Here is a 23117-nt window from a genome sequence, read left to right on the forward strand (position 1 = left end):
CTTTTTGCCCAGGCTCCCGTCCCGCCGAGCTCTCGAAAACGCTCCGCCTCCCCCGATGCCGGTACTAGCCTTCGCCGCAGAGCACTCCGTCGGTGGGAGGGACATCGGAGATGGTCGATACGAGTGGGTTCGCCGGCACGGACGTCCTCGCCCTGCACATGGGCGACGGCCTGATCGCCGACCGCGCGTCCGCGTGGTTCTTCGTCATCGCCGTGATCGGGGTCAGCATCGCCGCCTGGTACGCACGCAGCGACCTGAGCAAGAGGTCGGTGCCCACTGCGGCGGTGGTCTGCGCCCTGTTGTTCGCCCTGCAGGTGGTCGACGTTCCGGTGCTGCCGGACGTGAGCGGCCACGTCGTGGGCGGCGCGCTCGCGGCGATCCTGCTCGGCCCGTTCGTGGGTGCGGTCGCATTGACGATCGTCCTCGTGGTGCAGGCCTTCGTCTTCGCCGACGGCGGCCTGTCGGCACTGGGCGCCAACGTCACGAACATGGTGCTCGTCGCCATCGCCGCCGGTTTCCTCGCCGCGACGGTGCTGCGCGCACTGTGCGAACACCACGGGGTGCGGCGGTTCGTCATGCTCGGTCTGGTCTCGTTCGTCGCAGGGTTCGTCTCGGTCCTCGCGGCGGTGACGGGTTTCGTCGTCGAGTACGCCCTCGGCGGCACCTTTGCGGTTCCGGTGTCGAACATCGGATTCCTCTACGCCACGCACATTCCCGTCGGGCTGGTCGAGGGTGTGGTGACGGCCGCCGTCGTGCTCGCCGTTGCGCGGATCTCCCCGGAATCCGTCCATCTCACCCGGCTTCCGGTCAATCCTCTCGACTCGACCGCCTCGCCGCCCCCGCCTCCGCGTCCGCGCGCTCGCGGGACGCTGTTCATCGGCCTGGCGTTCACCTCGCTCGTCGTCGCGGGGATCCTCGCGCCGCTCGCCGTCGACACCCCCGGCGCTCTGGAGGTGGCCACCTCACGCGGCTGCGAGATCGACTCGCTCGCCGAGGATCTCACAGGCGACTGCATGGCACGGGACGTCGAGGAACATCGGCTCGCCGACAGCGCACTGGCCGACTACACCATCGACGACCGTCCCGGTTCGACGGGTGTGGCCGCGGTGCTGGGAACGCTCGGCACCTTCGTGTTGGCCAGCGTGTGTTTCCGCGCTCTCGTGCCGCGGCCGGCAATCTCCGCGACCACGGAGCGCCGCACACAGCAACGGAGCAACTCGGCAGGCTGAGTCCACAGGTCGACGCGGACCCCGGGTCAGCGGGGGAGATGCGTCTCGATGATCGCTGCAGCCATGTCGCGGCCGAGCCGGATCGGTTCGACGGAGTGCTCGAACTTGCTGCCGGACAAGGCACCGTCGTAGATCAGTTGCACGCGCCCGGCCACCACCTCGGATTCGGTCACCCCGGAGAGATTCAGCAGGTCGACGAGCGTCGAATTCAGCCATTCCCGGTGCGCGAGCACCGGTTCGAGAGGCTCCTGGGGGAATTCCGTCGCGGCGTTGGCGTACTGGCATCCCCGGAAGTTCTTCTTCGGCGCCGACTGCATCGCGAGATCGAAGAAGGTGAGGATCTTCGCGATCGGATCGTCGAGCGGTTCGGCGGCGGCGTGCCACCGCTGCCGGTCGCGCTGGTCGAGATCCTCCAGATAGGCGAGCACCAGTGCATCCTTCGACCCGTACGACGAGTAGAGGCTCGCGCGGGCGACGCCGGCCTCGGCGAGGATGCGGTCGATGCCCACCGCACGGATGCCGTGCTCGGCGAAGAGCGTGCTCGCGGTGTCGAGCAGACGTGTGGAGGGTGAGGGCTTGGACGGCGATCGCTCGGCTTTCCCCTTCGGACCGGCCGTGCCCTTCGGAGTGCCGATCGATTCACTCTCGACGAACGTACGCACGTACCCAGAGTAACGGACAGGGCGCGATAGACAGACCGTTCTATTCACAGTACGGTGGAGCACGTGACACACAGCCTTCTGACTCGCCGCCTGCACGTGGATCTCGTGCGGGTGTCGACTGCTGCGTGTTGTCGCTCCTCTCTCTGACCGGCCTCGTCTGCGTGCGCCGCATGCCGTAGTCGCCCCGTCCGAAGACGAAACGGCGCCCCGCCGTGCCCGGACCGGTCACAGTTCCAACCCGCTTTCCCGGAAGGTGACCCCATGTCGCTGTATCTCTACGAACTCGTCCCCACCGAGGGCCAGGCCGAAGCTGCCATCAAGGCCTTCGACGATGCTGTCGTCGCCGCCGGCGGCGAACTGATCGAATCGCAGGTCACCACTGGCGGCACGCGCGTCTTCGCGATCGCCGAGTTCGACGCCTGCCGCCCCGCCCAGCTCGAGTCGGCCTCCCTCGATGTCGCCGAGATCGTCGGCCCGAACGAGGTCCGTCTGGTCGGCGCCGAGCTCGACCAGATCAAGGCCACCCGCCCCGAGGCCGGTTACCTCGTCGAGTGGGACATCCCCGACACCATCGACATGGAGACCTACCTCGCGCGCAAGAAGGCGAATTCACCGAAGTACGCCGACGTCCCCGAGGTGAGCTTCCTGCGCACCTACGTCCGCGAGGACATGGACAAGTGCCTGTGCTTCTACAACGCCCCCGACGAGGCCGCCGTCGTGCGCGCCCGCGAGGTCGTCAGCACGCCCATCGACCGTCTCCACTCCCTCGAAGGATAAGCATCCGATGACCGCGGCCATTGACCGGACGAGCGAGGAACAGCGCGCGGCGATCGCAGAGTTCGTACGCGATCGCGCAGCTGCTCTCGATCGCGGAGAAACCGACATCCGCACCGACATCGCCCGTACAGGCGAGCTCGGCCTGCTCCGCAAGGGGCTGAGCGGGGAGTGTCTCTCCGAGATGGTCGCGGTCATCGACGAGGTCGCCGCCGAATCGCTCACCGTCGGCTTCTCGCTGTGGGCGCAGCGCATGGCGCTCGAATACATCGATCGCGCACCGCAGTTCCTGCGCGATCGTTACCGGGACGACCTCGCGTCCGGCCGCACGATCGGCGTCACCGCCATGGCCGCGGCGCTCAAGCATCTTGCCGGTCTCGGCGAGCTCCCCCTCGTCGCCGAACGAACCGACGACGGCATCACCGTCACCGGCCCGATCCACTGGGCGTCCAACGTCTTTCCCGACTCGGTGATCGTCTTCCCGGCCCGCACCGCCGACGGGGATCGCCTCGTCGCCGTCGTCCGCGCCGACGCCGAGGGCATCACCATCGCGGATTCACCCGAACTGCTCGCGCTCGGCGCCACGTCGTCGACCTCGCTGAAGCTCGACGGTGTGCGGATTCCGCAGTCGCACATCCTCACCGAGGATCTCGCAAACTTCTGCGGTTCGATCCGGCCCACCTTCATGATGCTGCAGACCTCGTTCTGCGTCGGCATGGCACGCGCATCGCTCACTGAGGCCGTCGGCCGTCTTCACGGACTGGGCGAGCAGTTCACCGGTGAGTACGAAGAGCTTTCGGCGCAGTACGAGTCACTGCGCGAACGGCTGTACCGCTTCGCCACCGATCCCACCTCGATCGCTCCTGCGGAGTTCATCCGCCTGCGTCTCGACGGTTCGGTCGTCGCCGTCGCCGCGACCCGCCTCGAAGCGACACTGCGCGGCGGTGCCGGATACGCGACGGCCAGCGCCACCAACCGCCGATTCCGTGAGGCGGCCTTCCTGCCCATTCAATCGCCGTCGGAAGGACAGCTGCGGTGGGAACTGTCGCAGTACGAATAGCGAACGGATACAAGAGTTTCGCCGGTCGCCGTAGCCCGGTTCTCCAGGGGGTGGATCTGGATATCGCGGCCGGCGAGTTCCTCGTGGTGCTCGGCAGCAGCGGTAGCGGCAAGTCGACGCTGCTGCGGATCGTCGCGGGTCTCGATCACCTCGATCGCGGTTCCGTCGACTGGCCCGACACCGAGGGCGACAACCGTCCGCACACCGGGATGGTCTTCCAGCAGCCCTTCCTGATGCCGTGGCTCACCGTGCGCGAGAACATCGCCTTCGGTGGACGGTTCGCCGCGCACCGCGAGCGGTTCGACACCGCCTACGCCGATTCGCTCCTCGAGCGTTTCGGCCTCTCCGCGCTCGCCGGCTACTACCCCGACCAGCTGTCCGGTGGTCAGGCCCAGCGCATCGCCGTCATCCGCGCCGTCGCGGTGCGTCCGCGACTGCTGCTGCTCGACGAACCGTTCAGCGCCCTCGACCCGGCCACCCGCTCCGATTTGCGGTCGTGGCTCGGCGAACTCGCGCGCGATCTCGGTTTCACGACGGTCCTCGTCACCCACGACATCGACGAGGCGCTCGAACTCGCCGACCGCATCGCACTGTTCGGGAGTTCGGGTGTGGTGCAGCAGGAATGGGCGCTCGGCGGCATGTCTGCGCTCGACCGCGACGCGCTGCGTCCGGCCATCCTGGCGCACTACCGCGATTCGTCGCTGTCCGCGACATGACCGATCCGGGCCTGTTCAGCCGTCGCACCCTCATGCGCGGTGCGCTCGGCCTCGCGGCAGCCGGGGGTATTGCCGGCACGATCGACCTCGCGCGCACCGCGACCACCGACCGCGCCAATCGCACGGGGCAACTGCGCATCGGCTACCTGCCGATCACCGACGCCGCGCCGCTGCTCGTCGCGCACGGGTCGAGCCTGTATCCCTCCGGCGTCGTCGATTCCGCGAAGCCGGTGCTCTTCCGCAGTTGGGCGTCGCTCGCCGAAGCCTTCATCAGCCGGCGCGTCGACGTCGTGCACCTGCTCATGCCCATGGCGGTCCAGTTGCGGTACAGCCTGGGTAGTTCCGTGCGGATCCTCGGCTGGAACCACACCAACGGCTCGGCGCTGACGGTCGCCCCGCACATCACCGACCTGAGCGATCTCGCAGGTCAGACGGTGGCGATCCCGTTCTGGTGGTCGATCCACAACATTGCTCTGCAACAGCTGTTGCGGGCGCACGGACTGACACCGGTCGTGCGGGAGGCGCCGTCGAAGTCCGCCCGTACCGTGGGCCTCGTCGTGATGGGTCCGTCCGACATGATCCCGGCCCTGGCGAACGGCTCGATCGCCGCGTTCACCGTCGCCGATCCGTTCAACGCCGCCGCGGAGGTCCGCGGGGTGGGGCGGATCCACCGTTTCCTCGGTGATGTGTGGCGCGACCACGCGTGCTGCGCCCTGCTCGTGCACGAGGACCTGATCGAACGCGACCCCGTCGCCGTACAGTCCCTCACCGACTCGGTGGTCTCCGCCCAGTTGCAGATCGGCGCCGACCGTCAGGCCGCGGCCGCGATGTTGTCCGCCGGATACCTTCCGCAGCCATTGCCCGCGATCACGAAGGCCCTCACCTATCCCGACCGCGAGGCCGGCACGATGCACCCGCAGTGGCAGCCGCAACGCATCGGGTACCAGCCGTTCCCCTTCCCGACCTTCACCGCGGCACTGATCGAGGCGATGCACGACACCGTCGTCGACGGCGACACACGGTTCCTCTCTCGTCTCGACCCTGCGACGGTGCACGACGACCTCGTCGACGACCGCTTCGTCCGCACATCCCTCACCCGCGTCGACGGCACCGATGCCTTCGGCCTTCCCGCCGATCTCACCCGCACAGAGGAGGTCGATCCTTCGTGAGCGCCCCGACCGGCACGGCGCCGGAGACGGCCCGCACCGTCCGGCAGCTGCCCCTCGTCCCCCAGGCCGTCGCCATCGTCATCGCGATCGCCTTGTGGTGGCTGGTGACGACGGTGCTCGTCGCGCCGGATTCGCTCGTGCGGGACTTCGCCCCGCAGTACGTCTTCCCGGCGATCGTCGACCTGTTCGCACGCGGCGTCCTGCTGCCCGACACGCTCGCGAGCCTGTGGCGGTTGCTGGTGGGTCTGCTGATCGCCGCGACGCTCGGCATCCCGCTCGGGTTGCTGATCGGACTCAACCCGTTGGTCGAGCGCGCGACGATGCCCATCATGCAGTTCCTGCGGATGATCTCGCCGCTGTCGTGGGCGCCGATCGCCGTGGCGTTGTTCGGCATCGGCCACCAGCCCGTATTCTTCCTCATCGCCGCCGCCGCGATCTGGCCGATCGTCATCAACACGGCGGCCGGTGTGCACGGCATCGACCAGGGCTATCTGATGGTGGCCTGCTCGTTCGGTGCGACGCGACTCGAACTGCTCATCACCGTCGTCCTGCCGGCCATCCGCGCGCAGGTGCAGACCGGTCTGCGGGTCGGTCTCGGTATCGCGTGGGTCGTGCTCGTCCCCGCCGAGATGCTCGGCGTGCGGTCCGGTCTCGGCTACCAGATCCTCAACGCCCGCGACCAGCTCGCCTACGACCAGGTCATGGCCGTGATCGTCGTGATCGGTTTCCTCGGGTTCTGGCTCGACTGGGCGGCGCGGCACCTGCTGCGCGAACGGCGGAGGCCGGTGAGCGTCGAGGAAGCCGACCGCCCGCTCTGACCTGCGATCAGGACTCGAGCGGCGTCAGTACGAAGACGGGGAGCACCCGGTCGGTGCGCTTCGCGTACAGCGCGTAGTTCGGCCACGTCTCCAGCAGCACCTGCCACAGCCGCGCGCGTTCGTCGCCCTCCGCGATCCGCACCGACACCGCGTGCTCGTGCCCGTCGTACAGCACCTGCGCCTGGTCGGCCGCGCGCAGGTTGATCGCCCAGGACGGGGCTTTCGGGTGTCCCCAGTTCGACCCCACCACGAGCCATCCCCCGTCGTGCGGCACACACAGCAGCGGTGTGGACCGCGGCACCCCGCTCTTGCGGCCCTTCACGGTGAGCACGAGCGAGGGCAGTCCCGCGATCGCGAGCAGGGTGACCTTGCCGCGCGTGGCCCGTTGGATGGTCTTGTCCACCGCGATGATCGGCTGTGAATACCGCGGCAACCACGGCAACGCTCCGATACGGACGGCGACCGGTCGGAGCGGATTCATGCGGTCATCTCCCCCAGGCTGCCAGCAGCGTCCGGGCTGCGGCGACGACGGCCAGCGGCTGATCGATCATCGGATGGTGGCCCGAGGCCGGAAGATCGATCAACAACGCATCAGGACCCAGATTGTCGACCATCCGCCCGTAGAGCGCGTCGTCGATGATGCCGCGTTCGCAGCGGAAGTAGGCGACGGCGCATCCCGGACTCATCGCCTCGAGGCTACGGCGCCCCTCACGTCCCATGCGGAGATTGTCGAATTTCCACGACCAGCCGCCGTCGACCTGCTTCAGCGATCCGCGGGCGATGTGCTCGAGCACGTAGGGTTCGGCATCGTCCTGCGGCGGCACGAGGCGGAATCGGGCGACGGCGTCCTCCGCCGCGGCGTACACCTTCGGCGGTCCGGCGTTCGCGACGGCCTTCGCGCGCATCTCGAGTTCCTCGGGCGTCATGTCGCGGATCGGCGAATCGATGATCACCACACCGGCGAGTTCGTCGCCGTGGAGATGTGAGGCGGCGAACGAGACGATCCCGCCCATGCTGTGACCGATGAGGACCGGTGGACCGCTGATACCGCCGGCGCGGGCCGCAGCGACGACCTCCGCGGACCACGCTTCCAGGGTGTAGTGCTCGCGGTGGTCACTGTCGCCGTGACCGCTCAGATCGAGCGCGACGACACGACGTCCGGCGGCAAGCTGCGGGCCGATGTGGTCCCACCACCCCGAATGCGCCATGCCGCCGTGGACCAGCACGATGCCCGGCAGACCGGATTCGCCCCACGCCCGGTAGGCGATGGTCGCACCGGCTGCCTCGACCTTCCCGGTCTCGACGGGCGTGGCCAGGGCGTCGACGAACCACTGAGGAGCAGATCCACTATTGCTCATTATTCGAACTTATGTCAGATGTGACGAGCGCCAACATCCGGGCCATCAGTTCGATCCGTCGCACCTCGAGTTCCGGCTGCGGATGCACCGTCGACGCCAGCGCTTCGCCGTCGAACATGTGCACGAGCGACAGCAGGAGGGTGTCGAAGACGTCGGCCGGGAACCGTGCCGCGACAGGCAGCGACCTGCCGAGATCGACGATCTGGGCGTGGTAGCGCTCGGCCATCGGCGTTAGATGCTCCCGCAACGCCGGGTCGGTGCGCGCCGCGCCGAGCAGTTCGTACCAGGCTGCGTTCATCGGGGCCCGGCAGGCGGTGCGCAGCAGTTCGAGGCACACCCGCAGCGACTCGGAGATGTCCGCGTGCTCGTCACCGAGCGCCGCGAGACCCGCTTCGAAGTTCGCGAACTGGCGTTCCCGGACGGCGTCGGCCGCCGCGATCATCAGGTCGAGTCGCGTGGGGAAGTGCCGGAACACCCCACCCGACGACACCCCCGAGCGCCGGCACACCTCACCGATCGTGGTCGCGGTACAACCGAGCTCGGCGAGGGCAGTGATGGTCGCGTCGAGGATGCGGCCGATCGTCTCCTCCCTGCGCTCCTGCTGGGTACGGCGTATTACGGATGCACTCACGCGACGGGCTCACCCGCCGAGATGCGCATCGGCGCGGGTCCGCGCTCCTCCACCCCGGCGCGCAGGAACCGGCCGGTGCCGACGGTATGTCCGTAACCGGGCACGAACTCGCCGTCGCGGAAGACCACCCGGCCGGCGACCGCCGTCGCCGTCACCGCGCGGTCGTTGCGGTTGACCATGCGGCGGATTCCGCCGAACTCCTCGAGCGGCGACTCGTGATAGGCATCGACGTCGGCGTTCAGTCCGGCAGGATCGACGACGACGAAGTCGGCGCGGTCGCCCACCCGCAGGTGGCCGGCGTCGATTCCGTAGAAGTCGCCGAGTTCGCCGGTGAGCTTGTGGACGGCTTCGGGCAGCGGGAGGAACGGCCTGCCCGCCTTCTCGGCGTCGTGGACGCGGCGGAGCAGGCAGATCGCGAAGTTGTAGAAGGCCATGTTCCGCAGGTGGGCGCCGGCGTCCGAGAACCCGACGGTGACGCCGGGCGTGCGGATGAGCCGGTCGGCGACCTTGCTTCGGTCGTTGGCGATCACGGTGTGCCACCGGAACTTCCTGCCGTACTCGACGACGAGGTCGAGGAAGGTGTCGACAGGATGCAGCTTCCTCTCGCGCGCGACGTCGCCGATCGACCGGCCGACGAGCGAGGCGTCGGGACATTCGACGATCCGGGTGTCGTCGAAATCGCGGTGCCACACGCGCGGTGAGAACTTCTTCTCGAAGTCCTGCCGGAACCAGCGGCGGTAGGCCTCGTCGCGCAGCAGGTCGTTGCGGACGAGTTCGTCCTGCAGATGCAGTGCGGCACGGCCTGATCCGAATTCCTCGAAGACGACGAGGTCGATGCCGTCGGAGTACACCTCGAAGGTCGTGGGCAGGTGTTGCCAGCGGAAGGCACCCTTGCCGATCCGGTTGGCCGCGAATGCAATCGGACCGAAGATGCGGTTGACCCACCGTTCGGCCTTCGTGTCGGCCGCTGCGAGCACCGACGTCTTCATCGGCTTGCGCCCGATGCCCGTGCCGGCGAGGGCGAAGAACACGACGTCGTACTTGGTGTTGAGGTTCGGCACGGCCTGCAGGGTGCGACCGCGTCGGCGCAGGATCTTGTGCAGGCGGCGGAATTCCGACCACGACGCGTGGGTCGACGGCAGGGTGCGCGAGCGATAGCGGTCGCCGTCCATCTTGTCCCACGGGTTCGTCATCGTCGACACGCCGAGGAAGCCCGCGTCGAGGGCGTCCTCGATGCGGGCGTCGATCTCGGCGAGTTCGGCGCGGGTCGGTCGGTTCGCCGACTCGGTAGAGCGTCCGAGCCCCATCACCGACGCGCGGACGTCCGAATGTCCCACGAAGGCCGTCACGTTCGGGCCGAGGGGCAACTTGTTCAGCGCCTCGATGTATTCGCGGGGCGTGCTCCAGGTCTTGGACTTCTCGAGGGCTGAGAGGACGTGCTCGCGCGGGAGTGCTTCGACGCGACCGAACAGGTCGGCGGCGTCGACCGGCGGCACGAAGACCGTCGAGATCGAGCAGTTGCCCATGAGCACGGTCGTGACGCCGTGCCGCACCGATTCGGACAGACCCGGACCCACGAGCACTTCGGCGTCGTAGTGGGTGTGGGTGTCGACGAAGCCGGGCATCACCCAGCGGCCGTGCGCGTCGACGACCTCGGTGTCCGGGCCGGCAGGAAGGTCGTCGGAGGTCGCGGTGACGACGAGTCCGTCGCGGATACCGAGGTTGCGGACGACGCCGGGTGCGCCCGTCCCGTCGAACCAGAGACCACCTCGGACGATGACGTCGAAATCCCCATAATTGTGATCCACACCACTCATGGCGCGAGGGTACATGAAAAAGAGGCCGCGCACTCTCTAAATTCCCGGTTCCGACGGTCTACGGTTCGGCCATGGACCTCGACACCACCCCGGCACTGCTCGTCGACCGCGACATCCTCGACCGCAACATCGCGCGGATGGCGCAGTCCGCCGCCTCACGAGGCCTGTCGCTGCGACCCCACGCGAAGACGCACAAGTGCTCCGAGATCGGACGACGCCAGCTCGGTGCGGGAGCCCACGGCCTGACGGTCGCGACCGCCTCCGAAGCCGAAGTCTTCGCCGACGAGGGTTTCGACGACCTGTTCGTCGCGTACCCGCTGTGGGTCGACGCTGCCCGCGGTGCACGGCTGCGCGCGTTGACCGACCGGGTGCGCCTGACGGTCGGGATCGATTCCGCGACCGGAGCCCGGCAATTCGTCGAGCACGCCGGCACCGCGATCGGGGTGCTCGTCGAGATCGACAGCGGGCACCACCGCACCGGCGTGTTGCCCGAACAGGCCGGAACCGTGGCGTCGGCGGCCCGCGAGGCGGGCCTCGACGTGCGCGGCGTCTTCACCTTCCCCGGCCACTCGTACGCACCCGACGCGCCCGACAGCGCAGCACGGGAGGAAGTCGACGCACTGGCGGCAGCAGCGGCGTCGCTACGAGCAGCGGGGATCGAGCCGACCGTGATCAGTGGGGGTTCCTCCCCCACGGCACATCTCGACGTGCCCACGGTTGCAACCGAGTTGCGTCCCGGCGTGTACGTCTTCGGTGATGCGCAGCAACTCGAACTCGGCGCGGTGAGCGAATCCGACATCGCGCTGACCGCCCTGGCGACCGTCGTTTCCGCTCGCGACGAGGTGGTCGTGCTCGATGCCGGTTCCAAGGTGCTCGGCGCCGACCGGGCCGCGTGGGCCACGGGGTACGGGCGCATCCTCGGAGAACCGGACGCACGCATCACCGCGCTGTCGGAGCACCACGCGACGGTGCAGTGGCCGGAGGCGTCGACGCGCCCGCGGCTCGGCGACAGGGTGCGAGTGATCCCCAACCATGTGTGCAACGCCGTGAACCTCGCGGACGAGTTGATCACGGTCTCCGGCGACGCGGTAGTCGAGCGATGGAAGGTCGCGGCAAGAGGGTGTAACACGTGATCCCGAGACGGTCCCCACACGATCACCTCGAATTCGGCGTGTAGGTCACGAACACGACACCGATCCTCCCCGCGCGCCGCTACGCTGCGTTGATGCCGCTGAACCCCGACCTTGCCGGACGCATCTTTCCGCCGACGTCCTATCTCGTCGGCCGGGAGAAGATCCGGGAATTCGCCCGCGCCGTCCGATCGACGCATCCGATCCACCTCGATCCGGAGGCAGCCCGGGCCGCCGGCTTCCCTGATGTCGTGGCTCCTACGACCTTCACCACCGTCGTCCAGAGTCCGTCGGTGACACAACTTCTGGAGACGCCGGGTACCGGTCTCGAGCTGCACCGGGTGGTGCACGGGTCGGAGAAGGTCGAGCACCGGCGCCCGATCGTGGCCGGCGACGACCTGACCGCGACGCTCACCATCACGGAGGTCACCGAACGCGCCGGCAACCACATCCTGTCCACGATCTGCGAGATCCGGGACGACACGGACGATCTGGTCGCGGTGGTCACTTCGACACTGCTTCACCGAGGAGACGACGCATGACACTCGGCACCGCACTACGATTCGACGAACTCGAGGTCGGTGCGATCATCGCGAAGACCGAACTGACGGTGACCCGCAACGATCTGGTCCGCTACGCCGGTGCCTCGGGCGACTTCAACCCGATCCACTACGACGACGTCGTCGCGGCCGGCGAAGGGCTCCCCGGCGTGCTCTGCCAGGGAATGCTCACCGCGGCCCTCGCCCTGCAGACCCTCACGGAACGGCTCGGCGATCCCACCGTGGTCGTCTCCTACGAGACACGGTTCACGCGACCCGTTGTGGTCGACCCGATGCACGGTGCCGTCCTGTCGGTGTCTGCGAGGGTCGCCCGCCGCGACGAGGCGGAGCGCATCGCACGGATCGATATCACCGTATCCGTCGACGACCGGCGGGTGCTCGGCAGGACCCAGGTCCAGCTCGCGTTCTCGTCCTGACTCCGAACGCCGGGAATTCGCCGACGGAACGGACCTCGGTAAGAGAGGATCGACCCATGTCGCGGACACTTCTCGTCGGCTTGGCCGCCGCAGCAACAGCTGTGTACCTCGGGGCATGTGCGTCCCCGTCGAGTCCGTCCGTCGACGAGGGTCCCGCCGGGGTGAGCCGTACCATCGTCGAGCACTCGGCGTCCGAGACGGCCACTCCGCGCGTGACCGGCATCGTCGCGTCCGGTCTCGACACTCCGTGGGGAGTTGCTTTTCTTCCCGGTGGTTCTGCACTGGTGACCGAGCGCAACACCGGCCGGATCGTCGAGATCACCGACGGCGAGGTCCGCGAGGTCGGTCGCGTCGGCGAGACCCTCGCGCAGGGCGAATCGGGACTGCTGGGGATCGCGGTGTCGCCGACCTTCGACACCGACCGCTTCGTGTACCTGTACGTGACAACCGGCAGCGACAACCGGGTACTCCGAGCCGTTTTCGACGGCACCACGCTCGCCGAACCGGAGGTGATCCTCGACGGTATCCCGGCCGGGCGGATCCACGACGGCGGGCGGATGATCTTCGGTCCCGACGGGATGCTGTACGTCGCGACCGGCGAGGCGGGCCGACGCGAACTTGCCCAGGACCCGAATTCACTCGGCGGCAAGATCCTTCGCATCACGGGCGACGGCGAACCCGCGCCCGGCAATCCCGATCCGGCGTCGCCGGTGTACTCGCTCGGTCACCGCAACGTACAAGGACTCGCATTCGACGACCGGGGACGGTTGTGGGCGTCGGAGTTCGGACAGAACGACGTCGACGAGCTGAATCTCGTGACGGCCGGTGCGAACTACGGCTGGCCCGTGGTCGAAGGCGCCGGCGGGTCCGACGAATTCGTCGACCCGGTGCTCACCTGGCCGGTCTCGCAGGCGTCGCCGTCGGGCCTGGCGTGGTTCGAGGGCAGCCTGTGGATGGCGACTCTTCGTGGAGAACGATTGTGGCGCATCGACGTCCAGGACACCGATGTCCAGGACACTGACGTTCAGGGCACTGCAGCCACCGCGACCGACTTCTTCGTCGGCGAGTACGGAAGGTTGCGGACCGTCGTCGCCACACCGGACGGCTCACTGTGGCTGACGACATCCAACCGGGACGGTCGCGGCAGCCCGGCCGGCGACGACGATCGCATCCTCCGGATCGAGATCTCCTGACGATCAGGGGACGAGAACGACGACCGTCTCGGCGACCAGTGCCGGACGCTCTCCGCCCTCGATCTCGATGGTGTATCCGACGACGAGGTTCGCGCCCTTCGCCGTGCGCTCGAGCGATGTGAACTCCGCGCCGGCGCGGATCCGCGAGCCGACGGGGACCGGCGCGGGGTAGCGAACCTTGTTGCTGCCGTAATTGACCTTCATCTTCAGGCCCTCGAGGGAGAAGATCTGGGTGCCGAGCACCGGCAGCAGCGACAGGGTCAGGTAGCCGTGGGCGATGGTCTTGCCGTACGGGCCGTCCTTCGCGCGCTCGGGGTCGACGTGGATCCACTGGTGGTCGCCGGTGGCCTCGGCGAACAGGTCGATCCGCTTCTGGTCGATCTCGAGCCAGTCGCTGTGGCCGAGGTGCTCGCCGACGGCCTTCTCGACCTCGTCGATTCCGTTGAAAACCCGCATTGTTGCTCCTGTCGATGTGCGGCGACGGTCAGAGACCGGCTCGCCTGAGGGTGACGCGATAGGTGTAGTGCTCGGGCAGAAAGTAACTCACCGACAACTCGGTGGGCACGCCGTCGTCGTTCGAGTACAACCGGTCGACGCGCAGCAGGGGATGTCCCACTTCGCAATTCAGTTCGGTCGCCACCTGTTCGGTGGCGAGCGCGACCGTGATGGATTGCGCGGCCTCGACGATCGGGCTGTCGAGATGCGGTTCGAGCAGTCCGATCATCGTGTTGCGGCTCGACGCACCCGCTTGAAGTTCCGGCGCGTCGAGCACGTGGGCGGCGACGGATTCCGGAAGGTGAACGGTGGTGAGCACGAACGGGATTCCGTCGTGCAGGCGCTTGAAGACCGCCGTGTACAGCACGTCGGTGTCGAGGCGCAGCCGGCTCGCGGCGTCGATGTCGACTCCGCGTCGCAGCGGCGAGACGATCTGCATGACCGTGTCGGCCGACAACGCGAGCAGATCCTCGATCGAGCCGAGCTGACGCCGGTAGCGCCGGCCCGACTCGTTCGCGAACGTGCCGCGGCCGGGAACGCGGTAGACGATGCCGTCGGCGACGAGATCCTGGAAGGCGCGCCGCACCGTCTGCCGGCTCACGCCGTGTTCCTCGGCGAGTTCGGCCTCCGTGGGCAGCCGCGTGCCGTCGCTGTACCGCCCCGCCTCGACGGCCTCCCGGAGCTGGCGCGCGAGTTGCGCGTAGGCCGGTTCCGTTTCCCGCACCTTGTAGTCCATGACGGACCGATCCTAGCGGCCGGTCGTCACAGTCCGCCGCGTGCTACGAGCTGGCTCGCGATGACGTTGCGCTGGATCTCGTTGGTGCCCTCGCCGACGATCATCAGCGGCGCGTCGCGGAAGTAGCGCTCGACGTCGTACTCGGTGGAGTAGCCGTAACCGCCGTGGATTCGCACCGCGTTCAGGGCGATCTCCATCGCGATCTCCGAGCAGTACAGCTTGGCCATGCCGGCCTCCATGTCGCAGCGCTCACCGCTGTCGTACTTCTCCGCCGCGTAGCGCGCCAGCTGCCGCGCGGCGGTGAGCTTGGTGGCCATCTCCGCCAGGTAGTTGCCGACGGACTGGTGCTTCCAGATCGGCTGGCCGAAGCTCTCGCGCTGCTGCGCGTAGGCGAGCGAATCCTCGAGCGCGGCGGTCGCGACACCCAGGGCGCGGGAGGCGACCTGCAGACGACCGGTCTCGAGTCCCTTCATCATGTGGGCGAAGCCCTTGCCGGGCTCGCCGCCGAGGATCGCGTCGGCGGAGATGCGGTAGTTGTCGAAGCTCAGCTCGCACGACTCGACGCCCTTGTAACCCAGCTTGGGCAGGTCGCGCGAGACCGTCAGGCCCGGGCCGTGCTCGACGAGCACCACCGAGATGCCCTTGTGGCGCGGCTGCGCGGTGGGATCGGTCTTGCACAGCAGCGCGATCAGCCCCGAGCGACGCGCGTTGGTGATCCACGTCTTGGCACCGTTGATGACCAGCTCGTCGCCGTCGCGCTTGGCGGTCGTCGTCATCGCCTGCAGGTCGGAGCCGCCGCCGGGCTCGGTCAGCGCCATCGTCGCGCGGATCTCACCGGTGGCCAGCCTGGGCAGGTACTTGCTCTTCTGCTCCTCGGTGCCGAACAGGGTCAGCAGCTTGGCGACGACGGTGTGCCCGCCCATCGCACCCGACAGCGACATCCATCCGCGGGCGAGTTCCTCGGTGACCTGGACGTAGCAGGGCATCGACACCGGCGATCCGCCGTACTCTTCCGGCACGGCGAGCCCGTAGATGCCGATCTGCTTCATCTGCTCGATCCACTTCTCGGGGTACTCGTTGGCGTGCTCGACCTCCTGCACCGACGGCTTGACCTCCCGATCGATGAAGTCGCGGACGGTCTTGACCAGAAAAGTCTCTTCGTCGTTCAGGTAGGTCACGGGGGCACCCTTCGTCGGGGACGGGCCACACGGACCCGGGAAACTTTGTACGGCCATTTTGTGGACCAAGTTCGGGCGTTGTCAACGCGAAGACACTCATTCGACGTCGTGATTGCAGAGTTTTAGCCGATACGAACGACTGCACCTTCCTATGGGCACACCTCTCCGTGGGGTGGCATACCGCCAACAATGGCCGTACATTTAGCGCCGTCATTGCCGACCGAACTCCCCGAGGTCCCCGTGTCTTCCGAGCAACACCTCCGCCGGCGCGCCGTTCTCGTCGCCCCCGGCTCCGACGAACGCAAAGCCGGTAAGGCCCTCGCCTCCGCCGCCGACGAGGTCGTCCTCGACCTCGAGGACGCCGTCACCGCCGCCCAGAAGGACGCCGCCCGCGAGCTCGTGGCTCCGCTGGTCCGCGAGCACGGCGCCACACGCACCGTCTCCGTGCGCATCAACGGACGCGGCACCCCCTGGTTCGAGGACGACCTGCGCGCGTGCGCCGCACTCGGCGACGCCCTCGCCTCGATCGTGATCCCCAAGGTCGAGAGCGCCGACGATCTCGTCGAGGCCGACCGCATCCTCGGTGAATCGACCGTCCCGGTGCAGGCCCTCATCGAGACCCCCGCCGGCGTGCAGCGCATCGACGAGATCGTCGCGGGCTCCCGGGTCGCCGGCGTGATCATCGGCTACGCCGACCTCGGCGCCTCCCTGGGCCGCGCCCGCACCGCCGCCCCCGAGCACTGGCTCTACGTGCAGGACCGCGTACTGCACGCCGCCCGCGCCGCCGGTGTCCAGGCGATCGACGGGCCGTTCCTCGGCATCGCCGACGACGACGCCTTCCGCCATTCGGCGCAGTGGGTGTCCGATCTCGGATTCGACGGCAAGTGGGTCATCCACCCCGCGCAGATCACCTCTGCCGCAGCAGCCTTCACACCCACCGACGATCAGGTCGACGCCGCCCGCAAGGTCCTCACCGCACTCGAGGAAGCCGAGAACCGCGGCGCCGGAGCCGCCCAGCTCGACGGCCAGATGCTCGACGAGGCCGTCGCTGTCGCCGCCCGCCGCACCCTGTCGAAGATCGGAGCCTGAAAGCCATGACCACCTCGTACGTCGGCGGACCCTACTTCGACGAACTGACCGTCGGCCAGGTCTTCGACACCGCCCCCGCCGTGACGCTCACCGACGGTCTCGCCGCCGCGCACCAGAGCATTCTCGGTGACCGCCTGCGTCTTCCGCTCGACAAGCACCTCTCGGCCGCCGTCGCGGGTGGGCCGGTCGCGCACGCCGGCTTCGTCACCGACATCGCGATCGGGCAGTCCACCCTCGTCACGCACCACGTCAAGGCCAATCTCTTCTACCGCGGTCTGCGTTTCCGCCGCTTCCCGCACATCGGCGACACCCTCTACACCACCACCGAAGTCGTGGGGCTGAAGGAGAATTCGGCCAAGCCCGGACGCAAGCCCACCGGTCTCGCGGCGCTGCGCATGAACACCGTCGACCAGGACGGCAACACCGTCCTCGACTTCTACCGCTGCGCAATGCTGCCGTTGAGCGAGAATCCCGACCCCGACCGCGTGGTGCACTCCGACGACCTCTCGGCCATCGGGCCGCAGGACGAACCGCAGTGGTCCGCGCCCGCCGACTGGGATCTGAGTGTCTACCGATCGAAGGTGCCGGGTGAGCACTTCGACAAGTGCCTCGCCGGCGCCGTGCTGCAGTCCAGCGGCGACGTCGTCTCGAGCGCACCGGAACTCGCGCGCCTGAGCCTCAACATCGCGGCGACGCACCACGACGAGCGGGTCGGCGCATCCGGTCGTCTCGTGTACGGCGGCCACACCATCGGCCTGGCCTTCTCGCAGGCGACGCGCGCGCTGCCGAATCTCGTGACGGTGCTGGGTTGGAAGTCGTGCGACCACACCGGTCCGGTGCAGGAGGGCGACACCCTCACCAGCGACCTGCACATCGAATCCGCCGAGCCCCTCGCCGAGGGCGGTGGCATGCTGAACCTGCGGTCGGTCGTCTACGCGCACCGCGGCGGTGCCGCGAATGGCAACCGCGGCGGTGCCGCGAATGGCAACCGCGGCGGTGCCGAGCCGGCGCCCGTGCTGGATTGGCGGTTCACCGCACTCATGGCCTGACAGCCCCTGCCGAAACCGACGTTGTGCGCGAAATCGTTTGGGAAATCGCGAACAATGTCGGTTTCGTCGTTATGCGTCGACTCGTTTGACGAGACGGATGGCGCCGAGCGGGTCGAGCATCTCGGGGTGCGACTGCCTGGCCCGTTGTTCGGGAGTGCTGCCGTGCCGTTCGGCGATCCGGAACAGCCCCGCGTACTCACGATGGGCGCGTTCGCGACGCGGATCGGGTGGGGTGAAACCTTCCTCGGACATGATCCCAGGACGGCGCGTGAGCAAGTTGTTGTCAACAAATTGTTCACACATGCCCGATCCGCAACGACTTCGACCATCCGCCACAGCAATTGCGGCGGCGAATAGCCAGGACGGTAGCGGATACGGGCATCAGGGCACGGTCCACGTGTTGTCGCCCCGCAACAACTGCTGCAGGTCGGCGGTGCCGGACTCCCGCGCGGTCCGCACCCGAGCGCGCTCCGCGTCGTCGTAGGTCGTCCGCCCGACCTGCCGCACGATCCCCGTGACGACGTAACGAAGGTCCTGGTCCGACAGCCGCGACAGCGCGTACGCGTATTCGGGGTCGTCGGTGTGCGCGTCGTGCACGACGATGTCGGCGGCGTCCACCTCGGAGCGTTGCGCCACACGCAGACCGAAACCCTTTCGGACGACGCACCGCTCGTCGTCGACGCCGAAGATGATCGGTTCGCCGTGCCGCAGCGGGATCAGGTGCGACGGCGCTTCGTCCTTGCGCAGCACGTCGAACGATCCGTCGTTGAAGATCGGGCAGTCCTGCAGGATCTCGACGAAAGCCGCACCGCGGTGGTGTGCCGCCGCGCGCAGCACGTCCGTCAGACCGGCACGATCGGAATCCAGGGCGCGTGCCACGAAGCTCGCCTCGGCACCGAGTGCGAGCGACAAGGTGTTGAACGGAGCGTCGACCGAGCCCGAGGGCGACGACTTGGTGACCTTGCCGACCTCCGAGGTCGGCGAGTACTGGCCCTTGGTGAGTCCGTAGATCCGGTTGTTGAACAACAGGATCCGCATGTTCACGTTGCGGCGTAAGGCGTGGACGAGGTGGTTGCCGCCGATCGACAGGGCGTCGCCGTCGCCGGTCACGACCCAGACCGACAGATCCGGGCGGGTGACCGCGAGTCCGGTCGCGAGCGTCGGCGCGCGTCCGTGGATCGAGTGCACACCGTAGGTGTCGAGATAATAGGGGAACCGCGACGAGCATCCGATGCCGGAGACGAACACGAGATTCTCACGCCGGACACCCAATTCGGGAAGCAGACTCCGCACCGTCGCGAGGATGACGTAGTCGCCGCAGCCCGGACACCACCGCACCTCCTGATCGGACGTGAAGTCCTTCGCCTTCTGCGGATCGTCGGTGCGGGGCACACCGTCGAGCGCGTCGATGTGCGGGCGGAGTCCGAGATCGTGGCCGACGAGTCCGGTCATGCTCGTGCCCTCTCTTCTGTGGGGCCGAGTTTCGTCGACGAGGCGACCGCGGCCGGCGTCCGGGATCGTTCGGTGTCGGCGAGCGTTCCGGCGAATTCGGCTTCGATGGCGTCGTGGAGCTCGTCGGCGCGGAACGCCATGCCCGATACCTTCGTCACCGGCTGGATGTCGGCGTCGAACCGCGACCGCAGCAGGAACGACAGCTGACCCAGGTTCATCTCCGGGACGAGCACGCGCCGGTAGCGGCCGAGCACATCACCGAGGTTCTTCGGCATCGGCGCCAGATGACGTAGGTGCGCTCGGGCCACCCGGTGCCCGGCCCGTCGGGCACGGCGCACCGCCTCCCCGATCGGCCCGTACGACGATCCCCAGCCGAGCACCAGCACCTCGGCGCCACCGGTGGGGTCGTCGACCCCGAGATCCGGGACGTCGATGCCGGCCACCCGCGCGACCCGCAGCCGGGTCATCAACTCGTGGTTGGTGTGGTGGTACGAGATGTCGCCCGTTCCGTCGGCCTTCTCGAGACCGCCGATCCGGTGCTCACGACCTGCGGTTCCGGGAATCGCCCAGTCGCGGGCGAGGGTGTCGGCACGGCGGGCGTAGGGCAGGTAACCGGGGTCGTCGTCACCCGGCGACGCGGCGAAGCGCGGATCGATGCGGGGCAGGTCGTCGATGTCGGGGATCCGCCACGGTTCGGATCCGTTGGCGATCGCACCGTCGGACAACAGCATGACCGGGGTGCGGTAGGTGATGGCGATGCGCGCGGCTTCGAGTGCGGCATCGAAGCAGTCGGCGGGTGACTGCGGAGCGACGATCGCGACGGGCGATTCGCCGTTGCGGCCGAACATCGCCTGCATCAGGTCGGCCTGTTCGGTCTTCGTCGGAAGGCCCGTGGACGGTCCCCCACGCTGGACGTCGATGACGATCAGCGGTAGTTCGGTCATCACCGCCAGACCGATGGCCTCGGATTGCAGGGCGATTCCCGGACCCGACGTGCTCGTGACCCCGAGCGCGCCACCGTAGGACGCGCCGATCGCAGCGCCGATACCCGCGATCTCGTCCTCGGCCTGGAAGGTGTGCACTCCGAAGCGTCCGAGTCTGCTCAGTTCGTGGAGGATGTCGGAGGCCGGGGTGATCGGGTAGGTGCCGAGGAAGACGTCCATCCCCGCCGCGCGACCCGCCGCGACGAGACCGTAGGCGAGGGCGGTGTTGCCGGTGATCTGCCGGTACGTGCCGGGTGGCAGTGCCGCGCGGGCCACCTCGTAGGTCGTGGCGAACGTCTCGGTGGTCTCCCCGTAGTTCCAGCCGGCGCGCAGGGCAAGGACGTTCGCGTGCGCGATGTCGGGCTTCGACGCGAACTTGCGCTCGAGGAACGTCTCGACCGGCGCGATCGGCCGCCCGTACATCCACGACAGGAGACCGAGCGCGAACATGTTCTTCGAGCGCTGCGCATCCTTCTTGCCGACGCCGGCGGGTTCGACGGCTCCAGCGGTGAGCGTGCTCATCGGCAGGGCGTGGACGGTCAGGTGCTCCACCGCGTCGGTGCCGAGCGGATCGGCGTCGTAGCCCGCCTTGCTCAGGTTCCGTTTGGTGAACTCGTCGCTGTTCACGATGACCGTGCCGCCTCGGGGCAGGTCGCCGACGTTGGCCTTGAAGGCCGCCGGGTTCATCGCGACCAGCACGTCGGGCCGGTCGCCGGCGGTGAGGATGTCGTGGTCGGCGATCTGGATCTGGAAGCTCGAGACCCCGGGAAGAGTGCCCAGAGGCGCGCGGATCTCGGCGGGGAAGTTGGGCTGGGTGGCCAGGTCGTTGCCGAAGGCCGCCGCCTCGGCGGTGAACCTGTCACCGGCGAGTTGCATGCCGTCGCCGGAGTCGCCGGCGATGCGGATGACGACCTGTTCGAGTTTCGCGCTCGACGCCATGCGCTCCATCGTGGCCCTCACGCGCCCATGTGCAACCGTTTCTCCCGAAAAATTCTGCTCATCCGCTACAAGATCGGCTTTCCGCTACAGCAATTGCCGGCAATCACCGCAGCGGAAAGCCAACTTTGTAGCGAACGCGTCAGGAGCGGACGGTATCCCCGATGAAGCTCAGCGCCTGGGGCCACGACACGGCGTAGGCATCGGCATTGACGGGATTGCCGTGCCGGCCACGGGAGGCGAAACCGTGTTCGGCGCCCGGGTAGACGTGAGTGAGGGTCGCGCCGATCTCGCGCTGTTGCAGCGTCGCCTGCAGATTCGCGAAGGTCTCGGCGCTCATGATCGTGTCGGCGCCGGCGTGCAGCACCATGACGGGTGCAGCGACGCGACCTGCCTGCTCGACGGCGTCGATCGTATGATTCGGGGCGGGTGGCACCGCGATCGACGGGTGGTAGGCCACCACGTTCGTGACTCGCGTGTCGCGGGCGCCGAGGATGAGGGCGAGGCGTCCGCCGAGGCACCATCCGATCACGCCGACCTTCTCCAGTCGGAGTTCACCGAACGCATGGTCGAGCAGGGTCGCCATCTCCGCGAGGCACTTCTCGTCGTCGAGACCACGCATCGACTCCGCGAGCGCCTCGCGCGAGGTGTCGTCGGCGCTCGGTCCGTGCCACGGGTCCCAGACGAGTGCGGTCACGCCGGTTCCGGCGATGTCGTGCGCATATTCGCGGACCTGGGCGTCGATGCCGGTGATCATGGGCAGCAGCAGCATTCCTCCGGTGGCACCGCCGAGCGGCCTGGCCAGATAGGCACGCAGGCCTGCGATGTGAACGAATTCCGCCTCGATGTCGTCCATCGGCCGTCCTTCCCCTTCCTCCGATTGTTCGTCATGATCTTCGTACGAAGCCGTCTCTCGTGCGGCGGGTTTTCGGAGCACGACAGACGGCACGCTCGAAAGGGATACAGGCACATGGCTCGCACCGTATTGGTCAGTGGTGGCACCGGCGGCCTCGGCAGCGCCGTGACGAAACATCTCCTCGACACCGGATGGCGGGTCGTGGTGCCGTGGCTGGTCCGTGACGAGCTCGAGCGCGTGGGCATGCATCCGAACCTCCAACTCGTCCAGGCCGACGTCTCCGACGAGCAACAGCTTGAGGACGCCCTGAACCTGGCGTGCGACGATCCCGACGCTCCCCTCTTCGGCGTCGTCAACCTCGTCGGCGGCTTCACCTCCGGACCGCGGGTGCACGAGACTCCGATCGAGGTCCTCGACTCCCAGCTCGATCTCAACCTGCGCACCGCCTATTCCGTCAGCCAGGCGGTGCTGCCCCACCTGATCCGCCGCGGCGGTGGATCGATCGTCTGCATCTCCACCGCCGCGACGCTCAACCCCTTCCCGGGCGGCGCCCCCTACATCGCTTCCAAGGCTGCGGTGTCGGCGCTGGTCGAGACGATGGCGCTCGAGTACCGCGACGACCACATCCGCGTCAACGCGCTGCTGCCCGTCGTCATCGACACCCCGGCCAACCGCGCCGCGATGCCCGACGCCGACACGAGCCGCTGGTCGAAGCCGGCCGACATCGCGAAGGTCATCGAGTTCCTGATCTCCGATGCGGGCGCCTCCGTCACCGGTGGTCTGATCCCCGTCACCAACGTCGGCTGACAG

At 68.0% G+C, this 23117-nt stretch carries 26 protein-coding genes; 14 read left to right on the forward strand and 12 right to left on the reverse strand.

What is annotated here, in order from left to right; all coding sequences use genetic code 11:
• The first annotated feature begins 110 nt into the window (after positions 1 to 110).
• Complete coding sequence (locus KXC42_RS20610) at positions 111 to 1229, forward strand: energy-coupling factor ABC transporter permease (protein ID WP_219129507.1); 1119 nt, start codon at positions 111 to 113, stop codon at positions 1227 to 1229.
• Between the two features lie 26 nt (positions 1230 to 1255).
• On the opposite strand, the gene KXC42_RS20615 is transcribed toward KXC42_RS20610, so the two are convergent.
• Positions 1256 to 1891: a TetR/AcrR family transcriptional regulator gene (locus tag KXC42_RS20615; RefSeq protein WP_081263394.1), complete on the reverse strand. Its 636-nt coding sequence runs from the start codon at positions 1889 to 1891 to the stop codon at positions 1256 to 1258.
• A 96-nt stretch (positions 1892 to 1987) separates the two neighbouring features.
• Here KXC42_RS20615 and KXC42_RS27810 point away from each other — a divergent pair, with 96 nt between their 5' ends.
• The 6 genes from KXC42_RS27810 (at position 1988) to KXC42_RS20640 (ending at position 6428) form a co-directional block, all read left to right on the forward strand.
• Positions 1988 to 2038 carry a hypothetical protein gene (locus KXC42_RS27810; protein WP_367880875.1) on the forward strand — a complete coding sequence of 17 codons (51 nt, stop codon included), beginning with the start codon at positions 1988 to 1990 and terminating at the stop codon, positions 2036 to 2038.
• Positions 2039 to 2152: 114 nt separating this feature from the next.
• Entirely contained in the window at positions 2153 to 2668 is a 516-nt protein-coding gene (locus KXC42_RS20620; protein WP_016694511.1) for a DUF4242 domain-containing protein, read from the forward strand.
• Positions 2669 to 2675: 7 nt separating this feature from the next.
• Positions 2676 to 3725 carry an acyl-CoA dehydrogenase family protein gene (locus tag KXC42_RS20625; RefSeq protein WP_006553696.1) on the forward strand — a complete coding sequence of 350 codons (1050 nt, stop codon included), beginning with the start codon at positions 2676 to 2678 and terminating at the stop codon, positions 3723 to 3725.
• Positions 3701 to 4441, forward strand: a complete 741-nt coding sequence (locus KXC42_RS20630; protein WP_033096325.1) for an ABC transporter ATP-binding protein — start codon at positions 3701 to 3703, stop codon at positions 4439 to 4441. The genes KXC42_RS20625 and KXC42_RS20630 overlap by 25 nt, the downstream gene beginning before the upstream one ends.
• On the forward strand, positions 4438 to 5610 hold the full coding sequence (locus KXC42_RS20635; protein WP_006553698.1) for an ABC transporter substrate-binding protein: 1173 nt from the start codon (positions 4438 to 4440) through the stop codon (positions 5608 to 5610). The genes KXC42_RS20630 and KXC42_RS20635 overlap by 4 nt, the downstream gene beginning before the upstream one ends.
• Positions 5611 to 5657: 47 nt before the next feature.
• Positions 5658 to 6428: an ABC transporter permease gene (locus KXC42_RS20640; protein ID WP_373922199.1), complete on the forward strand. Its 771-nt coding sequence runs from the start codon at positions 5658 to 5660 to the stop codon at positions 6426 to 6428.
• Between the two features lie 7 nt (positions 6429 to 6435).
• On the opposite strand, the gene KXC42_RS20645 is transcribed toward KXC42_RS20640, so the two are convergent.
• From KXC42_RS20645 to KXC42_RS20660, 4 genes are read right to left on the reverse strand one after another with little or no spacing between them, the layout of a single operon-like run.
• Complete coding sequence (locus tag KXC42_RS20645; RefSeq protein WP_019290849.1) at positions 6436 to 6909, reverse strand: nitroreductase family deazaflavin-dependent oxidoreductase; 474 nt, start codon at positions 6907 to 6909, stop codon at positions 6436 to 6438.
• A gap of 4 nt (positions 6910 to 6913) precedes the next feature.
• Positions 6914 to 7786, reverse strand: a complete 873-nt coding sequence (locus KXC42_RS20650; protein ID WP_019290848.1) for an alpha/beta fold hydrolase — start codon at positions 7784 to 7786, stop codon at positions 6914 to 6916.
• Positions 7776 to 8417 (reverse strand): TetR/AcrR family transcriptional regulator, encoded by a 642-nt coding sequence (locus tag KXC42_RS20655; protein WP_219129509.1) that lies wholly within the window; start codon positions 8415 to 8417, stop codon positions 7776 to 7778. The genes KXC42_RS20650 and KXC42_RS20655 overlap by 11 nt, the downstream gene beginning before the upstream one ends.
• Positions 8414 to 10234: an amidohydrolase family protein gene (locus KXC42_RS20660; RefSeq protein WP_219129510.1), complete on the reverse strand. Its 1821-nt coding sequence runs from the start codon at positions 10232 to 10234 to the stop codon at positions 8414 to 8416. Before KXC42_RS20660 ends, KXC42_RS20655 begins: the two co-directional genes overlap by 4 nt.
• A gap of 71 nt (positions 10235 to 10305) precedes the next feature.
• Here KXC42_RS20660 and KXC42_RS20665 point away from each other — a divergent pair, with 71 nt between their 5' ends.
• The 4 genes from KXC42_RS20665 to KXC42_RS20680 all read left to right on the forward strand — a co-directional run bounded on the left by KXC42_RS20665 (position 10306) and on the right by KXC42_RS20680 (position 13533).
• Positions 10306 to 11367: a D-TA family PLP-dependent enzyme gene (locus KXC42_RS20665; RefSeq protein WP_219129511.1), complete on the forward strand. Its 1062-nt coding sequence runs from the start codon at positions 10306 to 10308 to the stop codon at positions 11365 to 11367.
• A 92-nt stretch (positions 11368 to 11459) separates the two neighbouring features.
• Entirely contained in the window at positions 11460 to 11906 is a 447-nt protein-coding gene (locus tag KXC42_RS20670) for a MaoC family dehydratase N-terminal domain-containing protein (protein WP_019290845.1), read from the forward strand.
• Entirely contained in the window at positions 11903 to 12340 is a 438-nt protein-coding gene (locus tag KXC42_RS20675) for a MaoC/PaaZ C-terminal domain-containing protein (RefSeq protein ID WP_219129512.1), read from the forward strand. The genes KXC42_RS20670 and KXC42_RS20675 overlap by 4 nt, the downstream gene beginning before the upstream one ends.
• A gap of 56 nt (positions 12341 to 12396) precedes the next feature.
• Positions 12397 to 13533 (forward strand): sorbosone dehydrogenase family protein, encoded by a 1137-nt coding sequence (locus tag KXC42_RS20680; protein ID WP_219129513.1) that lies wholly within the window; start codon positions 12397 to 12399, stop codon positions 13531 to 13533.
• 3 nt (positions 13534 to 13536) lie between these two features.
• Here KXC42_RS20680 and KXC42_RS20685 read toward each other — a convergent pair whose 3' ends face one another.
• From KXC42_RS20685 to KXC42_RS20695, 3 genes are read right to left on the reverse strand one after another with little or no spacing between them, the layout of a single operon-like run.
• Positions 13537 to 13989: a MaoC family dehydratase gene (locus tag KXC42_RS20685; RefSeq protein ID WP_219129514.1), complete on the reverse strand. Its 453-nt coding sequence runs from the start codon at positions 13987 to 13989 to the stop codon at positions 13537 to 13539.
• A gap of 28 nt (positions 13990 to 14017) precedes the next feature.
• Positions 14018 to 14764, reverse strand: a complete 747-nt coding sequence (locus tag KXC42_RS20690) for a GntR family transcriptional regulator (RefSeq protein WP_016694498.1) — start codon at positions 14762 to 14764, stop codon at positions 14018 to 14020.
• A gap of 26 nt (positions 14765 to 14790) precedes the next feature.
• On the reverse strand, positions 14791 to 15942 hold the full coding sequence (locus KXC42_RS20695; protein ID WP_059383737.1) for an acyl-CoA dehydrogenase family protein: 1152 nt from the start codon (positions 15940 to 15942) through the stop codon (positions 14791 to 14793).
• A 213-nt stretch (positions 15943 to 16155) separates the two neighbouring features.
• Between KXC42_RS20695 and KXC42_RS20700 the strand changes: the two genes are divergently transcribed.
• Positions 16156 to 17031 (forward strand): CoA ester lyase, encoded by an 876-nt coding sequence (locus KXC42_RS20700; protein ID WP_059383736.1) that lies wholly within the window; start codon positions 16156 to 16158, stop codon positions 17029 to 17031.
• 5 nt (positions 17032 to 17036) lie between these two features.
• Entirely contained in the window at positions 17037 to 18080 is a 1044-nt protein-coding gene (locus tag KXC42_RS20705; RefSeq protein WP_219129515.1) for a MaoC family dehydratase, read from the forward strand.
• Positions 18081 to 18149: 69 nt separating this feature from the next.
• Here the strand turns inward: KXC42_RS20705 and KXC42_RS20710 are convergent, their stop codons facing one another.
• The 4 genes from KXC42_RS20710 to KXC42_RS20725 all read right to left on the reverse strand — a co-directional run bounded on the left by KXC42_RS20710 (position 18150) and on the right by KXC42_RS20725 (position 22307).
• A complete protein-coding gene (locus tag KXC42_RS20710; protein ID WP_019290838.1) occupies positions 18150 to 18332 on the reverse strand; it encodes a hypothetical protein in 183 nt (60 codons plus the stop codon).
• 129 nt (positions 18333 to 18461) lie between these two features.
• Positions 18462 to 19532 carry a 2-oxoacid:ferredoxin oxidoreductase subunit beta gene (locus KXC42_RS20715; protein WP_219129516.1) on the reverse strand — a complete coding sequence of 357 codons (1071 nt, stop codon included), beginning with the start codon at positions 19530 to 19532 and terminating at the stop codon, positions 18462 to 18464.
• Positions 19529 to 21463 carry a 2-oxoacid:acceptor oxidoreductase subunit alpha gene (locus KXC42_RS20720; RefSeq protein ID WP_219130529.1) on the reverse strand — a complete coding sequence of 645 codons (1935 nt, stop codon included), beginning with the start codon at positions 21461 to 21463 and terminating at the stop codon, positions 19529 to 19531. The genes KXC42_RS20715 and KXC42_RS20720 overlap by 4 nt, the downstream gene beginning before the upstream one ends.
• 130 nt (positions 21464 to 21593) lie before the next feature.
• A complete protein-coding gene (locus tag KXC42_RS20725; protein WP_219129517.1) occupies positions 21594 to 22307 on the reverse strand; it encodes a dienelactone hydrolase family protein in 714 nt (237 codons plus the stop codon).
• Positions 22308 to 22421: 114 nt separating this feature from the next.
• On the opposite strand from KXC42_RS20725, the gene KXC42_RS20730 reads away from it, so the two are divergent.
• Complete coding sequence (locus KXC42_RS20730) at positions 22422 to 23114, forward strand: SDR family NAD(P)-dependent oxidoreductase (protein ID WP_219129518.1); 693 nt, start codon at positions 22422 to 22424, stop codon at positions 23112 to 23114.
• Positions 23115 to 23117: the final 3 nt, after the last annotated feature.

This window comes from Rhodococcus sp. LW-XY12 (assembly GCF_019317345.1).
Taxonomy (GTDB): Bacteria; Actinomycetota; Actinomycetes; order Mycobacteriales; family Mycobacteriaceae; genus Rhodococcus; species Rhodococcus pyridinivorans.